Source organism: Veillonella sp. (genome assembly GCF_015058545.1).
Taxonomy (GTDB): Bacteria; Bacillota; Negativicutes; order Veillonellales; family Veillonellaceae; genus Veillonella_A.
The window spans coordinates 1-15180 of record NZ_SVCB01000053.1; the positions used below are offsets into that span (position 1 = coordinate 1).

Genomic DNA, 15180 nt, shown 5'->3' on the forward strand with positions numbered 1-15180 from the left:
AGAATTGAAAACTAAAATGGATGAATTGTCTTTTGATGCTTCCTATGCACAACGTTATGTAAACGAAGGTTTCAGTGGCGGCGAACGCAAAAAGAACGAAATTTTGCAGATGTCCGTATTGAACCCGAAATTGGCTATGCTTGACGAAACTGACTCCGGCCTTGACGTTGACGCTGTTCGTATCGTATCTGACGGTGTAGATCGTTTCCATACGAAAGACAACGCTGTACTTATCATTACTCACCATAACTCCATTTTGCAGAAATTAAAACCTGATTTCGTGCATGTATTAATTGACGGCCGCATCGTAAAAACCGGCGACGCTTCCTTGGTAGCGGAAATTGAAAGCAAAGGCTATGATGCTTACAAAGCGTTAGTTTAGGAGGCACTCATGGAAACTAGAAAGAAAACATACGTGGAGGATATGGACCGTGGCGTCTACGATATTAAGAATGAATTCGAATATTCTTATAAATCGGATGCGGGCTTAACGGAAGATATTATCCGCGAAATTTGGGAAAATAAAAACGAACCGGAATGGATGCTCGATTTTCGTTTAAAATCTTTGCGCATCTACAATGAATTGGATATTCCAAACTGGATTCCGGATATTAGCGGCCTTGATATGGCTAATATTGTTACCTATGTTAAACCGAAAGTTGACATGAAAGGTGACTGGAACGAAGTTCCGGAAGATATTAAGAGCACCTTTGACCGCTTGGGGATTCCGGAAGCGGAAAAAACATCCCTCGCCGGTGTAGGCGCTCAGTACGACTCCGAAGTTGTATATCACAGCATTCAGGAAGACCTCGTAAAACAGGGCGTTATTTATACTGATATTGAAACGGCGCTTCATGAATATGAAGATATCGTAAAGAAATACTTCATGACCTTGGTTCCTCCAACAGACCATAAATTTGCTGCCTTGCATGGTGCTGTATGGTCCGGCGGTTCCTTCGTGTATGTTCCGAAGGGCGTACAAGTGGACATTCCGCTTCAGTCCTATTTCCGTTTGAACGCACCGGGTGCCGGTCAGTTCGAACATACTTTGATTATTATTGAAGAAGGTGCTAAAGCACACTTCATCGAAGGTTGTTCCGCTCCTAAATACAATGTAGCCAACTTACATGCCGGTTGTGTTGAATTATTTGTAAAAGATAATGCAACCCTTCGTTATTCCACGATTGAAAACTGGTCTAAGAACATGTACAACTTGAACACTAAACGTTGTACAGTCGGTAAGAACGGTACCATTGAATGGGTTTCCGGTTCCTTCGGTTCCAAAGTATCCTGCTTGTATCCAATGAGTATTTTAGCCGGTGAAGGCGCTCATTGTGAATTTACCGGTGTAACCTTTGCCGGTGAAGGTCAGTACTTGGATACCGGTGCTAAAGTAGTTCACGTAGCACCTCATACAACCTCCAATATTAACTCCAAATCTATCTCTAAGAGTGGCGGTGCCGCTATTTACCGCGGTGTCTTGAACATTGGTAAAAATGCAGAACACGCGAAAGCTACCGTTTCTTGTGAATCCTTGATGTTGGATGAAATTTCTCAATCTGATACAATTCCTTCCATTTCTATCGAAAACGACAATGTGGACTTGGGTCATGAAGCTAAGATTGGTCGTATTTCCGACGAAGCTATTTTCTACTTGATGACTCGCGGTATCAGCGAAGAAGAAGCTCGCGCCATGTTGGTACGCGGTTTCGTAGAACCGATTTCCAAAGAATTGCCATTGGAATATGCGGTAGAAATGAATAATTTGATTTCCTTAGAGCTTGAAGGCTCTATCGGTTAGGAGGTACAGATGAGTAACGTATTATTTAATGAACTCCCAAGACCTACTTTCCGATGGTTACAGGTAAATCATACGGAAGGCACGGTTGCCGGTGGTAATACAGCGGCAGCAGTTACGGTAAGCGCTAATGAAGGCGTTGTTACCGAGCTAACTGCTAAAGCTTTATTAAAAGCTGATTTTGAAGGGGCGGAAGCTACTTCTTTAGCAGCCGTAACCAATGATTTTACTAAAGGCATGGCCATTACAGTGCCGGCCGGCGGTAATGAAAAAGTAATTATCACGATTGATGCCGAAGGTAAAAGCGTAGGCGATAGAACTCGTTTGGCAATCGACGTGGCTAAAGATGCTTCTTTGGAAGTATTATATGTAGTTAAAGGGGCAGCCGAAACCGGTGGTTTGAACCTTTTAACAGAAGTTAAAGCAGCTGAAAACGCGAACGTAGTTTTCAAAAAAGTACAGCTTCTCAGTGAAGGGGTACAGCAAATTGAACATCGTTACAGTCAATTGGCAGCTAACAGTAAAGTCGAATACTTAAATGTAGAATTAGGTAGTGGCGAAAGCTTCTTACACTATACGCAAGACCTTGTTGGTGAAGAAGCACATATTGTTCACGATTTAGCGTACTTAGGCGACAATAACCAGAAATTTGATATTTCTATGCTTATGTCCCACGTAGCACCTAAATCCGTCAGCGATATTCATGTACTCGGTGCTTTAGGCGACAACGCTAAGAAGTCTTTCCGCGGCACTTTGGACTTCATTCGAGGCAGTATTGCTTCCGAAGGTGCGGAAGAAGATACTTGTGTATTACTTGATCCGACTGTTAAATCGGTTTCCTTACCGTTATTGCTCTGTAAAGAAGACAATGTAGTAGGTAACCATGCGGCCAGCGCCGGACAGCTCGACAAGACTAAATTGTTCTACTTGATGAGTCGCGGTTTCAGCGAAGACGAAGCTAAACATATTATTGTAGAATCTATGTTGCGACCTGTTATTGATCGACTTAATGATGAAGAATTAGAAGAGATTGTATTGCAAGCCGTACGTGCAAAGATTTAATTGAAGAATAAGAGGGTGTATTATGAAGTCGATTGCAGAAGCTTATAAAGATTTTCCTATATTGCAAAGAGAACATAAAGGCCATCGCTTGGTGTATTTAGACAGCGGTGCGACAACTCAGGTTCCGGAATATGTAATTAATGCTTTGGAAACTCATTTAAAGAATCACAACGGTAATCCGCATCGCGGAGCGCATATTTTAGCGGTGGAAGCGTCCGAAGCGTACGAAACAGCACGTGATACGGTACAGCGTTTCATTAATGCCAAATATCGCGAAGAAATCGTATTGACACGTAATACTACGGAAAGTCTCAATTTAATTGCTTTCAGCTATGGTATGCATAATGTTAAAAAAGGTGACAAAATCGTAATCACCGTTGCGGAACATCATGCCAACCTAGTAACTTGGCAGCGTGTAGCTCAGACTACGGGCGCTACCTTGGAATACATGTACCTTGATGAAAGCGGTCATCTTAAAGACGGCGAAATGGATAAAATCGACAGCCATACGAAGATTGTAGCCTTTGCTCATGTAAGTAATGTACTGGGCATGGAATTCCCGGTAGCAGAATTGACTAAGCGCGCTCACGACGTGGGTGCCGTAGTCGTTCTCGACGGCGCTCAATCGGCACCTCATAAGAAAATTGATGTGCAGGCCCTTGATTGTGATTTCTTCGTTTTCTCGGGCCATAAAATGTGTGCTTCCCAAGGTATCGGTGTTATGTACGGTAAACGTCACTTATTGGAAGCCATGCCACCATACCTATTGGGCGGTGACATGATTGAATACGTACAGGAACAAACCACTACATACAATGAAGTACCGTATAAATTTGAAGCCGGTACGCCAAATGCTCATGGCGCTGTAACTTTAAAAGCCGCCATTGAATATTTGGAACAGTTTGGTATGGATAATATCAATGCGTACGAAAAAGAATTGGTAGCCTATGTGTTGCCGAAACTTGTGGCTATTCCTCATGTTAAAGTATTGGGTTCCGAAGATCCTAAAGAAAAACATGGCGTTATTGCTTTTACCATTGATGATGTACATCCACATGATGTGGCTACGATTTTGGACAGCTATGGCGTTTGCATTCGTTCCGGCCACCATTGTGCTCAACCGCTCGGTGTGTACTACAAAGTACCTGCCTCTAACCGTATGAGCATGTACGTCTACACCCGTAAAGAAGATCTCGATATCTTCTTGGACGCTGTTAAAAAAGTAAGACCTACCATGGGCTTTGAAGATTAAGAAAAGGTTACAGAAAACTAGAAGGAGTTCCTTAGTATGGAAATGGATCAGTTATATACTGAGTTAATTTTAGAACATAATCAGGATAAACGTAATAAGCGCTTGTTGGATACCTTTACCGTATCTGAACATGGTCACAACCCAAGTTGCGGCGATGATTTGACCTTACAGGTCGATGTAGAAGACGGTATGGTTAAAGATGCCGCTTATACCGGTTCCGGTTGTGCCATCAGCCAAGCATCCGCTTCGATGATGATTGATATCATTAAAGGGAAGAGTGTTGAAGAAGCATTCCGCTTAGTCGATCTTTTCCTCGGTATGATTAAAAAAGAAGTAACGGATGAAGCTGAGTTGGAAGAGTTGGAAGATGCCATGGCACTTCAAAATATTTCCAATATGCCGGCTCGTGTAAAATGTGCCGTTTTGGCATGGCATACACTTAAAGAAGCATTGAAAAAAGAAGCAAATTAATAATTAATTGCTGAAATACATGAAAAGGAGTTAACCTATAACAACCTTGTTGCTATGTGTTAACTCCTTTTTAACAATCGGCAAACCGATTCTTAGTATTAAATTGCTGTAATTTGTAGCGCTTTTAATAAGCAACTATTAATCTTCTTTTTTTGCACCCGGTTTTGGTAATTTGCCCATATCTTGCAACAGTTTCACGATACGAACACCGCAGTTTTTACCGCCGCAGGAACCGGTACCGGCGCCGGTGCGTTCTCTGATTTTAGGAATGGTATCACAGCCGTCATTGATGGCTTCTTTAATCGTCTTGCGCGATATACTGCGACAGGTACAAACTTTAGTGTACTTGTCCAAAATGCTGTCGGGAACTTTTTGTTCTTCAAAATCCATAGCTTTACCTCCTATACTACTCAGTATAGCTTCTTGTACATATACTTATACATAAAATCTGATTCAAAACTCATTAGTTTAATCTATCTGTAACCTTATTGTATCATAGATTGCAAATTCTATGTTAATAAGAATAAGCGAGTTAATAAAGAAAGGAAGAACCTATGATTTGCGTTTTATTCGATTTAGATGGCACGCTTACCGATTCCGCGGAAGGTATTAAAAAATCCGTTGTCTATGCTTTGGAAAAGAAAGGGGTACCCGTACCGGGTGATGAGATTTTAACACTCTTTATCGGGCCACCTATTGTTGATTCATTGCGCGAACACTGCGGCATGAACGATGAAGAAGCAGCCGAAACATACGGTTATTTTAAAGAACGTTATGAAACTATCGGTAAATTTGAAAATCGTGTTTATGAAGATGTAGAGCGCATGTTGGTTACTTTGCGTCAAACTAATACCTATGTGGCGGTGGCAACGGCTAAACCGCAGCATTTGGCTAATGAGGTATTGGAACACTTTGGCCTTACCAAATATTTTGAAATCATCAAAGGGGCCGATGCAGCCCGTGGTGTTACCCATAAGGATGATGTTTTAAAAGAAGCGTTAGCGGCGATGCAAGAAATTTCCTCTAATCGCACTAAAAAAGACATTACCGGTTGGTATATGGTAGGCGACCGTAAATACGATATGGAAGCGGCTAAAAAGCTTGGTTGCCGTGCTGTAGCGGTGACTTACGGCTATGGCTCACGTGAGGAGTTGGAAGCCGCCGGTGCTGATTATCTCTGCGATACACCGTCTGATGTTATCTTAAATATTGCGGTAGATACTTTGCTGTAAAATACAACTGCATAGCGAATAAAAGCTATTCTCCTATTATAATGTTATATTTATAATACAGAGAATAGCTTTTTTGTTGCAAAATCTTAATTTTATTGGTTTTCACAGCACATTACTATAGCCATTAGTAAATGGCTAGCTGTAGCCTTAGTAAACGGTTAGCTGTAGCCTTAGTAAACGGTTAGCTATAGCTTTAGTAAATGGCTAGCTGTTAGTCGCGAGGTTGTGGGTCGCGTTTTTTAGCAATGACATTGAACACTTTTTTGCCCGTATTTTTTAATTTGGAGCCCGTTTGCTTAAGGCTCATACGAGTACGGGTAACACGGGCCATAGCGGATAGGGAAGTCTTCTTACGAGGCTTCATATCACGAATAGATCCGAAGTCGCCACGGTTGATGCTGGTTGCTTTAACTCGTTCAGCACCAAAGGATTGTTTTAAAACGCGCATGATTAGAGTTGCTTGGAGCGGTAAGTCAAAGGTATAAATATCTACGGCGACATAGCCCATGTCCGGATAGGCATGAACGGCGATGTGGCAATGGGGAGACACGGCCAATAACACCACTTCGTCATCCAGTACCTGGCAGCTGATTTCATCGATCGGCTGTTGTGCTGCTTCCAAAGCATTGGTCACGCTTTCCTGAATGATTAGCGGGGAATTGACTACGTCTTCAAACAAGTATATAAATCTATTAATAAATGAGTTCCTATTGCGTTAGACATACTTACACCTTCCTTATTGAGTATCGTCGTATATTAGATAAATTGAGTTTCTTAGTTTACACTTACTATTACTGGTATTGTTATTGTTTAATCCCTTGTTATACCGATGGTTAGAACTTAGCTCCAGGATCGCAATATCCTATTAGTATGAGCGTAAGTACAATTATTTTATGACTTTTATGTATTCTTATATCGTTTTATTATACCTTGAAACAGGGCTAATTGTAAAATGGTAAAAGATACATCAAGTACATTGTGTGCTAAATAATAAAAACGGGGATAAAATATCTTGTATTATGAGAATTACTATTAATTAACTTTAAAATGAGTTTTATGAATTATTAACCTCTAAAATAAAAAATTTATTCATTTCGTGGAATCAAATGTACATTGAGTATTTTAACTTTTCCGTAATTTATAGGTTTTTACAAGGTCCCTTTACATATGAGTATTGGTTATGCTTATATAGTTGATTTACATGATAAGTTCGGTATGCTATCCTAAATCTATATGAAGTCGTACAGTAGTGCTGAGTGGCACAATACGATGTGGGAGGTCCTAATATGAGCTTACAGTTGAAGAGAGATTATGACACTTTTGTATTAGAAGCAAAGAAAATTGCACCGGATAGGGTATTCACCGATTTTCTACTGCGTTATGCCTATGGTATTGACGCATCTTGCTACAGCTATTTACCGAAAGTAGTTGTAAAAGCTAATACGGAAGCAGAAGTAGTGCAATTAGTATTATTGGCTAATCGTTGCGGTACGCCGGTAACATTCCGTGCAGCCGGCAGTTCGTTATCCGGCCAGGCATCATCTGAAGATGTATTAATCGTTGCCAATGACGGCTTTAAATCCGTACAAGTTCTTGAAAACGGCAATGCTATTCGTTTAGCTTGCGGTGTAATCGGAGCTGATGCGAACGAAGCATTAAAACCATATGGCAAAAAAATCGGTCCGGATCCCGCTACCATTACAACAGCGTTGGTAGGTGGTATTTTTAACAATAACTCCAGCGGTATGTGTTGCGGTACAGTTGAAAACTCTTATAAAACGGTTCGCTCTATGCGTGCTGTATTGGCAGACGGCACGATTCTTGACACCGGTAATCCGCAAAGTGTTAAAGAATTCATGGCAACCAAGAGCCAACTTATTGACGATGTGCTTAATTTGCGCAACGAAATCATGGCTGATAGTGAATTAGTAGATTTAATTCGTCGCAAATATAAAATTAAGAATACAACCGGTTACGGTATTAACTCTTTAGTCGATTTTGAAGATATTGTAGATATTTTAAATCACATCTTCATCGGCAGTGAAGGGACGCTCGGTTTCGTAAGCGAAGTCGTTTATAACTGTGTAGATGACGCAAAATACAAAGGCTGCGGTCTCTTGTTCTTTGCTAAATTAAACGATGCCTCCCGTGCCGTAGTGGCTTTGGCCAATATGTCGCGTGATAAAGTCGTGGCTGCTGAAATGATGGACTATTTAAGTCTTAAGAGCGTACAACAATTACCGGAAGTTCCGTCCTTCGTACACAATGTACCGGAAGGGACCAGCTGTATCTTATTCCAATCGGAAAGTAATGATGAAGCAACATTAGATGCTAACTTGGAATACATTAAAGATCAGTTGAAAGATATTCCGACCGTAATCCCAAGCTTATATTCCAAAGATGCCAAAGAATACGATTCCTGGTGGGTAATTCGTAAAGGTTTATTACCGATTGCTGCCGGCCTTCGTCGTCCGGGCACTACGGTTATTACCGAAGACGTTTGCTTCAAAATTGAAGACTTCACCGATGGCATTGAAATGATTACGGAATTGTTCAAAAAATACGATTTCGAAGACAGCGGTATTATTTTTGGTCATGCCTTAAGCGGTAACGTTCACTTTATCATTACACCTGACTTCAACGTACAGCGTGAAATGGATAATTTTGCCGGCCTTGTAAAAGAAATGGCAGAACGCGTAGCCGGTGTAGAAGGTTCCATCAAAGCCGAACATGGTACAGGCCGCATGGTTGCTCCGTTTGTTGAATTGGAATGGGGCAAAAAAGCCTATGCCGTTAACCGTCGTATTAAAGAAATTTTCGACCCTCAACGCTTATTAAATCCGGATGTTATGATCACTGATGATCCTGACGTTTACAAAAAGAATTTAAAAGCTATGAGCGATATCGACCCATTATACAATATGTGTATGGAATGCGGTTTCTGTGAACGCAACTGTCCAAGCCGTAATTTAACCTTAACACCACGTCAACGTATTTCCTTACTTCGCGAAGAACAACGCTTGCTTAAAGAAGGCAATACTGTTATGGCCGAAGAACTTAAAAAAGGCTATGAATACTATGGTGTAGATACCTGTGCAGCTTGTTCCATGTGTTCCATGCTTTGTCCTTTGGGCATCGATACGGCGCAAATCGCCATTTCTATGCGCAAAATCAATCCGAAGGGCCGTGGCATTGCTCATGCTATTTATAACAACTTTAGTAATACCTTAAAAGCCGCTAAAGTAGGGGCCACTTTGGGTGGTGTAGCCGGTAAAGTAGCAACTAAGTCTTTATTGGCAAAAATCTCCGAAGATGCACATCAGATTACCGGTTTAACACCATACGTACCGGAAACAATGCCAAAAGCTAATACGTACAAATTGACGAACAAACGTAATCCGGCTTATCAGAAAAATGTAGTATATTTCAGTACTTGTGCTAACCGTGCATTCCGTCAAAACCAAGGTTATGATAATACCCGTAGCTTACAACAAGTATTTGAAAGCTTATGCGATAAGGCAGGGTACAATGTAATTTATCCGCCACATATTGAAAACTTATGCTGTGGTTTAAGTTTTGAAAATTATGAAGAAATCGACAAACAAGCGTTGGCTGATTTGACTGAAGCGCTAACTAAAGCCAGTGAAGGCGGGGTTTATCCGATTGTTATCGACCATTCCGCTTGCTTCAATCATGCATTCAAACATATTAAAGGCTTGAAAATTCTTGATATTTCCGAATTCTTGTACACGATTTTACCAAACTTGAATGTAACGAAATGCAATGAATCCGTTATCGTTCATAAACAGTGTAAGATTAAGACCTTGAATAAAGGCGGTTATATTGAAAACTTAGCGCGTGCATGTACCGATAAAGTATTCAATATTAAATCTTTCGCATGTTGCGGTTTTGCCGGTCAAAAAGGTTTCTTCACACCGGAACTTAATAAATCATCTACTAAAGACTTAGCCGAAGAAGTTAAAAACTTAGGTGTAACTTTAGGTGTAAGTTCCAGTTCTACTTGTGAAATCGGTCTTGGCGAAAGCGGCGGTATTCCGTTTGTAAGTATTGCATACTTGTTGGATCGTTGTTCTACAAGAAAATAATTCTTGGCGCATACTTGTAAATAGTACTGCTGCTGTATGCGGTACTATTTACAGTAATCTAAACGGTTTAATAGAGACTGTAAAAGCCATGGCTATTGAACTAAATAGAGTGATATGATATAATTACTTCCGATAACGATATATTATCGGAAGTAATTTTTTATATAAAAATAGGCCTAATTCAGCCCTAATCAGTGTTTTAGCACTTTTCAGTGTTTTAGCCACTTTAAGGAGTCTTCTATATGCCATCTAACAAACATTTTTATCTACGTGACAATGAAATACTCATGGCCAGCAGCAAACTCTCTGATAAAGCTAAATTAAGCATTTTGTCTTCTAAATCAGATAATACTGTTGATGCTTATGAATCCGACTGGGATGATTTTGTCTATTGGTGTGAATCCCGTCATGTTGATTTTTTCCCGGCTTCACCGGAAACTATTGTTAACTATATTAACGATTTAGCCGATCACGCTAAAGCAAATACCATATCAAGGCGTATCAGTGCTATTTCTGAAAACTTTAATGCTGCCGGCTTAGCCGATAATCCTTGTAAGTCATCCTTAGTAAGTTCAGCTTTGCGTGGTATTCGTCGACTTAAAGGAACGTATCAGCAAGGTAAAACCCCTATCCTTTTAGAAGATTTGGAAGATATTTTTAAGGAGATGGAATCGCTTAACTTACCGGAAATACAACTCCTTAGAGATAAAGCTATACTTCTAATCGGCTTTATGGGCGCTTTTCGACGTAGTGAAATCAGTGCCTTAATGGTGGAAGACTTAACATTTTCACCACAGGGGCTCGAAATCTTTGTACGCTCATCAAAGGCCGATCAAGAAGGTCAAGGTGCGGTTGTAGCTATCCCTTATATAGAAAACGCCGAATTTTGCGCTGTAAGGGCCGTTAAGGCATGGCTCCGGTATACTGGTATTAAAAGTGGCCCAATTTTCAGAAGGTTTACGAAGAAAATGGACATTCGCAAGACGGCTTTGAGTGATAAAAGTATTGCGGAGATTGTAAAGAAATATGTTGAACTTATAGGTTTAGACCCGGCAATGTATGGCGCTCACAGTTTGCGTCACGGTTTTGCTACGACCGCAGCTTCATTTGGTGTTGAAGAGCGTAACATTATGCGTCAAACACGTCATCATAGCGTTAATATGGTACGTCGCTATATCAACGAAGCCAATAAATTTGTGGATAATCCTATTAGTACGATATTTGGTAATAAACGTAAATAAGAACTAAAAATTTTTATGGGATTCTATCCATTCAAGTAAATCTTCGTATGTGCCGTTATGTGCAATTTTTAAAGCTATTTCCCATAATTCCTTTTGACTATAGTTTAAGTCGATATCGTTAATTAATAATAGTAGCAACATACAATGTATGCCGGTTCTTTTATTGCCATCTATAAAAGGATGATTTTTAATAATTCCAAAGCCTAAACGAGCAGCCTTTTCTTCTATAGAATTAAAGATATCGATTCCACTGTAAGTATGATATGGGCTTTGTATTGCAGATTCAAGTAATTTTTTATCTCTAATCCCATTTGTGCCTCCAAATGTATCAATCATTTGTTCATGGATTAATAAAATTTCATCTAAATTAATTTTCTTCATTAGCTAATACCTTATAAGCTTCCTTATTTTTTTGTAATAGCTTTTTAGAAGCTTCGAGTATATCGCGATGCGGATTAACATTGTAGCCGGCTGTTGACTCTTTGACTAACATATGGATTGGAATGATTGCATATTTTGGTTTATTATTTTTTAAGATTATTACAGGGCCATTTTCATCAACATGTTTAGTTACTTTAGAGAAGTTTTGATTGGCCTCTGTAATAGAAATTAAATTATTTGTATCTGTAATCATGGTAATTCCTCTCATTGTGAATTTAATGTGTAATATGTGATAACTATATTATAGCACAAAATAGGATGAATTTATCCTATTTTGTGTGGAGGATATTAATTTAACTCGAATAAAAAGAGCCTCCCAGCCGCTGGGAAGCTCTTTTTTATATGTATATTAAATTGTCAACATAATTAGTAACTTTGAATGATTTGTTCGAGATTATCAATCGAACAGATTATTCATTCTGAGCTACGTATTCACTGAATACTTTATCGTTCTGTGTTTTAACAGTAGGTATTTTGAGTGTACGACCCGGTTCTAAGCTGGCAGTTTCGTCTAATTTATTTAACGTACTAACAGCGTGAACCATTTCACGGATATCTATATGATCATTGGCATATTGGGAAGCAATGCCCCAAACAGTATCACCGGCTTTTACGGTTACGGTGCGTACATTATGCGTATCTAACTCAATGCTTGGCGTATTCATAAAATAACCTACGGTTAAGGTTAAGAACATACTGAAAACAATTAAAAAATCGCGTTTCATAACAATCACCTCATTGAACTATGCTTTCTAAATAGTATTTAAACGAACATTACTAACGGTATATATGTTTGTTTACACGCTTAGTATATCACACGAATAAATGTTCGGTCAAGCTGAAAATCGAACTTTTATTTGACAATATTTGTAAATACGTTCTATAATAACATTGAGATAGTTTATGTACGCCAATTTTTATAAATTACATTTCATAATATATGACTATTTAGTTAATGACAGATTTTAAGTATTTTAGATTGTGAGGTTATAGCCGTGAGACGACCTGCTACCGATATTAACTCAAAACAAAAGAAAATTTTGGATTATATTACCATGTGTTTAGAAACTAAATTTCGCTGCCCCAGTGTTCGTGAAATTTGTGAGTATATGGGATTGAGCTCTACTTCTACGGTTCAGAGCCATCTTAATACTTTAGAACGTTTTGGCTATATTACCCGTGATGTAAATAAGAACCGATCTATTACAGTTGTTGGCCTTAAGCCTAAAATGGCGCCTAAAGTAGAAGTGTCTGCTGATAAACAGGTTACCTCGTCCGAAACATTTGAAATGCTCCAGGCTCGTTTACGTAATGTTCCTTTAATCGGTACGGTTCAAGCCGGTACACCGGTAACGGCTATTCAGAACCAGGAAGCTACTATTCCGCTTCCTTTATCCTTAATTGGTAATTCCGAATGTTTCCTCCTTCGTGTGCGCGGTGAGTCGATGCGTGATATCGGCATGTATGAAGGTGACTTACTCATCGTTCGTAATCAACAAACCGCTAATAACGGTGATATTGTAGTAGCCCGTATTGATGACGAAGCAACAGTTAAACGCTTCTATCGTGAAGCCAATCGAATTCGTTTACAGCCTGAAAACAGTGAGTTTGAACCTATTTATACAGATTCCTGTACTATCGAGGGTAAAGTTATCGGTTTAATTCGTGATCACATTTAATAGTCAGTCTGTCATTTATATTTTCGGTTCTATAATTTATTTTGGGGCGCTAAAGAGAAACGCTAGTTGCGTGTCCTCTTGGCGCCTACTTTTTTTTGCACAAAAAAAGATATATTGAATAATTAACTACGAGAAAACGCGCCAAGGCTCTTTTAACACTCGGAAAGCCGGTATTATTGTACCGTTTCTTACGTGGGTAGAAGAGCAGGTGTTAGTCCATAAATGGTCACTTGATGCTGCCGTAGGCTACGCCTTGCGTAAGTGCTTGTTTGTACGTAATGAAATGGTGTCTACCAAAACTTTATATAACTATCTACATGAAGGTCTACTCCGTATTAAGCCCATGGATTTACCATTAATATTACGTCGTTCTACGCGTAAATCTAATACGCGTAAACACAAGAAAAACCTTGGTAAATCCATTGATCTACGCGATGAGTCTATTCTGACTCGTGAAGAATTTGGTCATTGGGAACTTGATACTGTCCGTGGTATTAAAGATAAGCATGATGAAGTGATTATTTCCCTATTGGAACGTAAAACACGTGCATATGTAACGTTGCGCTCTCCATCAGCTAAAGCTGCTGATATTAAAAATACGCTAGAAAGCTGGTTACTAAGTTTTAGTACTCATGACTCACTACAGCAACTCTGCAAGACAATTACGGCCGATAACTGCCTTGAATTTGCATCTATTGCTGAACTAGAAACAGAGTATTTACAAGTGTTTTTTGCTCATCCGTATGCAGCTTGGGAACGTGGTTCCAACGAACGGCACAATGGCTTATTACGTCGTATTATTCCCAAAGGAACTGCCATTCGTGACGTTTCGGAAGCAACACTTCGACGAGCTACCGATTGGTGTAATGCACTGCCACGCAAAATTCTAAATTACCGGACACCACAAGAAGCCTTCATTGAAGAAGTTAATAAGTTACTGGGGTTTTAAAAGTGTTCAATTTCATATTGCAATTTACTATTGCAATTTATTATTATAATACTCCAATTTAAAGAAAACTTCAAGACTTAAATTTTTTAATGAATACTCCATTTTTCCAATATACACGTATTAAAAATAGGAATACTCTATTACTTTTATATGTTTTTTAATGATTTATATTTTATGCGGTTTAGTTACTACCTGATAAGAATAATATTTTTCAATCATGATAAATAATTACATCTAACAAGTTCATATTATTATGTATTTTGTAAATGTTTTATAAAATAAGTATTCTTAAGAGGATTAACAAGAAAAGTGTATTTATATCTAATAGTTAATATCTATTTTTTATTTACATAGAATGCATCTGTATAATTAAGGTGAAATGGCGCATTATTAATCAATAACTAAAAAAGACACTCTAAAAGAAGTGTCTTGATGATGGGATTAGAGTTATCTCTATTGATTTAGTGCCTCACCGCATTGCTTCGCTTGGTGCGATAGAGGTTAATTTGTTACTGCTATAGGGGCTAGAGGAAGAAAGCACTATTGATTTAGGCGGTGGTCGCATTGCTTCGCTCGCTGCGGTTATCTTATTTAGTAACGCAGAGTCATACCGGCTCAATCAGCGACTACCTATCATTCTCGCTACTGCTCGAAAGAAAGTGATGCAATACGATTTGTGCGTCGCTGTGCTCCTTCAAATCATTTGCCCTACTTTTCCCAGCTCCGCTTCCTCGTTGTGCTTCTAAGATAGTAAATACCTGTACAAGATTGGCTGGAAGCGGCTCCTAGCAAGATACTAGGTATCTTGTTAGGAATGCAAAAAGGCCATGCCTTTCGGCATGACCTTTTTACATTTCTTAATCAGCGACTACCTATCCTCCCAGGCCGCTTCCAGCCAAGTACTTTCGGCGTATACGAGCTTAACTACTGTGTTCGAGATGGGAACAGG

General features: G+C 39.3%; 14 protein-coding genes, 1 rRNA gene and 1 pseudogene. 10 read left to right on the forward strand and 6 right to left on the reverse strand.

All coding sequences use genetic code 11. The features are described from left to right. The 5 genes and pseudogenes from E7204_RS03465 to sufU all read left to right on the forward strand — a co-directional run. Positions 1 to 382 (forward strand): annotated as a pseudogene (locus E7204_RS03465) (ABC transporter ATP-binding protein); the annotation flags it as partial. Positions 383 to 391: 9 nt separating this feature from the next. Next, a complete protein-coding gene (sufB, locus tag E7204_RS03470) occupies positions 392 to 1801 on the forward strand; it encodes a Fe-S cluster assembly protein SufB (protein WP_295181579.1) in 1410 nt (469 codons plus the stop codon). Between the two features lie 9 nt (positions 1802 to 1810). Beyond that, positions 1811 to 2860, forward strand: a complete 1050-nt coding sequence (locus E7204_RS03475; RefSeq protein ID WP_295181581.1) for a SufD family Fe-S cluster assembly protein — start codon at positions 1811 to 1813, stop codon at positions 2858 to 2860. Between the two features lie 22 nt (positions 2861 to 2882). After that, positions 2883 to 4112 (forward strand): SufS family cysteine desulfurase, encoded by a 1230-nt coding sequence (locus E7204_RS03480; protein WP_295181583.1) that lies wholly within the window; start codon positions 2883 to 2885, stop codon positions 4110 to 4112. 36 nt (positions 4113 to 4148) lie between these two features. Then, positions 4149 to 4583, forward strand: a complete 435-nt coding sequence (gene sufU, locus E7204_RS03485) for a Fe-S cluster assembly sulfur transfer protein SufU (RefSeq protein WP_295181585.1) — start codon at positions 4149 to 4151, stop codon at positions 4581 to 4583. A gap of 138 nt (positions 4584 to 4721) precedes the next feature. Here the strand turns inward: sufU and E7204_RS03490 are convergent, their stop codons facing one another. Then, the gene (locus E7204_RS03490; RefSeq protein WP_006556772.1) at positions 4722 to 4973 is read right to left on the reverse strand and encodes a (2Fe-2S)-binding protein; all 252 of its coding nucleotides are present in this window, start codon (positions 4971 to 4973) and stop codon (positions 4722 to 4724) included. A 164-nt stretch (positions 4974 to 5137) separates the two neighbouring features. Here E7204_RS03490 and E7204_RS03495 point away from each other — a divergent pair, with 164 nt between their 5' ends. Continuing rightward, positions 5138 to 5815: an HAD hydrolase-like protein gene (locus E7204_RS03495; protein WP_295181588.1), complete on the forward strand. Its 678-nt coding sequence runs from the start codon at positions 5138 to 5140 to the stop codon at positions 5813 to 5815. 211 nt (positions 5816 to 6026) lie between these two features. Here the strand turns inward: E7204_RS03495 and E7204_RS03500 are convergent, their stop codons facing one another. Then, positions 6027 to 6494: an S-adenosylmethionine decarboxylase gene (locus E7204_RS03500; protein ID WP_295181590.1), complete on the reverse strand. Its 468-nt coding sequence runs from the start codon at positions 6492 to 6494 to the stop codon at positions 6027 to 6029. A 607-nt stretch (positions 6495 to 7101) separates the two neighbouring features. Between E7204_RS03500 and E7204_RS03505 the strand changes: the two genes are divergently transcribed. Further along, entirely contained in the window at positions 7102 to 9921 is a 2820-nt protein-coding gene (locus tag E7204_RS03505; RefSeq protein WP_295181592.1) for an FAD-binding and (Fe-S)-binding domain-containing protein, read from the forward strand. A 242-nt stretch (positions 9922 to 10163) separates the two neighbouring features. Further along, positions 10164 to 11162: a site-specific integrase gene (locus E7204_RS03510; RefSeq protein WP_295181595.1), complete on the forward strand. Its 999-nt coding sequence runs from the start codon at positions 10164 to 10166 to the stop codon at positions 11160 to 11162. A 3-nt stretch (positions 11163 to 11165) separates the two neighbouring features. On the opposite strand, the gene E7204_RS03515 is transcribed toward E7204_RS03510, so the two are convergent. The 3 genes from E7204_RS03515 to E7204_RS03525 form a co-directional block, all read right to left on the reverse strand. Beyond that, positions 11166 to 11543, reverse strand: a complete 378-nt coding sequence (locus tag E7204_RS03515) for a Fic family protein (RefSeq protein WP_295181597.1) — start codon at positions 11541 to 11543, stop codon at positions 11166 to 11168. After that, entirely contained in the window at positions 11530 to 11796 is a 267-nt protein-coding gene (locus tag E7204_RS03520; protein WP_295181599.1) for a type II toxin-antitoxin system Phd/YefM family antitoxin, read from the reverse strand. The genes E7204_RS03515 and E7204_RS03520 overlap by 14 nt, the downstream gene beginning before the upstream one ends. A gap of 217 nt (positions 11797 to 12013) precedes the next feature. After that, complete coding sequence (locus E7204_RS03525; protein WP_021841830.1) at positions 12014 to 12328, reverse strand: LysM peptidoglycan-binding domain-containing protein; 315 nt, start codon at positions 12326 to 12328, stop codon at positions 12014 to 12016. A gap of 270 nt (positions 12329 to 12598) precedes the next feature. Between E7204_RS03525 and lexA the strand changes: the two genes are divergently transcribed. Both lexA and E7204_RS03535 read left to right on the forward strand, forming a co-directional pair. Continuing rightward, positions 12599 to 13282, forward strand: a complete 684-nt coding sequence (gene lexA, locus E7204_RS03530; RefSeq protein ID WP_021841831.1) for a transcriptional repressor LexA — start codon at positions 12599 to 12601, stop codon at positions 13280 to 13282. 208 nt (positions 13283 to 13490) lie between these two features. Beyond that, positions 13491 to 14231, forward strand: coding sequence for an IS30 family transposase (locus E7204_RS03535; protein WP_295181603.1), 741 nt, complete (start codon positions 13491 to 13493; stop codon positions 14229 to 14231). A gap of 859 nt (positions 14232 to 15090) precedes the next feature. Here E7204_RS03535 and rrf read toward each other — a convergent pair. After that, positions 15091 to 15180 (reverse strand): 5S ribosomal RNA (gene rrf, locus E7204_RS03540); the annotation flags it as partial.

Excerpts from the sequence above, each read along its gene's own strand:
- sufB (WP_295181579.1), top strand. The coding sequence starts at position 392 with ATGGAAACTAGAAAGAAAACATACGTGGAGGATATGGACCGTGGCGTC.
- E7204_RS03475 (WP_295181581.1), top strand. The coding sequence starts at position 1,811 with ATGAGTAACGTATTATTTAATGAACTCCCAAGACCTACTTTCCGATGG.
- E7204_RS03480 (WP_295181583.1), top strand. The coding sequence starts at position 2,883 with ATGAAGTCGATTGCAGAAGCTTATAAAGATTTTCCTATATTGCAAAGA.
- sufU (WP_295181585.1), top strand. The coding sequence starts at position 4,149 with ATGGAAATGGATCAGTTATATACTGAGTTAATTTTAGAACATAATCAG.
- E7204_RS03490 (WP_006556772.1), bottom strand. The coding sequence starts at position 4,973 with ATGGATTTTGAAGAACAAAAAGTTCCCGACAGCATTTTGGACAAGTAC.
- E7204_RS03495 (WP_295181588.1), top strand. The coding sequence starts at position 5,138 with ATGATTTGCGTTTTATTCGATTTAGATGGCACGCTTACCGATTCCGCG.
- E7204_RS03505 (WP_295181592.1), top strand. The coding sequence starts at position 7,102 with ATGAGCTTACAGTTGAAGAGAGATTATGACACTTTTGTATTAGAAGCA.
- E7204_RS03510 (WP_295181595.1), top strand. The coding sequence starts at position 10,164 with ATGCCATCTAACAAACATTTTTATCTACGTGACAATGAAATACTCATG.
- E7204_RS03515 (WP_295181597.1), bottom strand. The coding sequence starts at position 11,543 with ATGAAGAAAATTAATTTAGATGAAATTTTATTAATCCATGAACAAATG.
- E7204_RS03520 (WP_295181599.1), bottom strand. The coding sequence starts at position 11,796 with ATGATTACAGATACAAATAATTTAATTTCTATTACAGAGGCCAATCAA.
- E7204_RS03525 (WP_021841830.1), bottom strand. The coding sequence starts at position 12,328 with ATGAAACGCGATTTTTTAATTGTTTTCAGTATGTTCTTAACCTTAACC.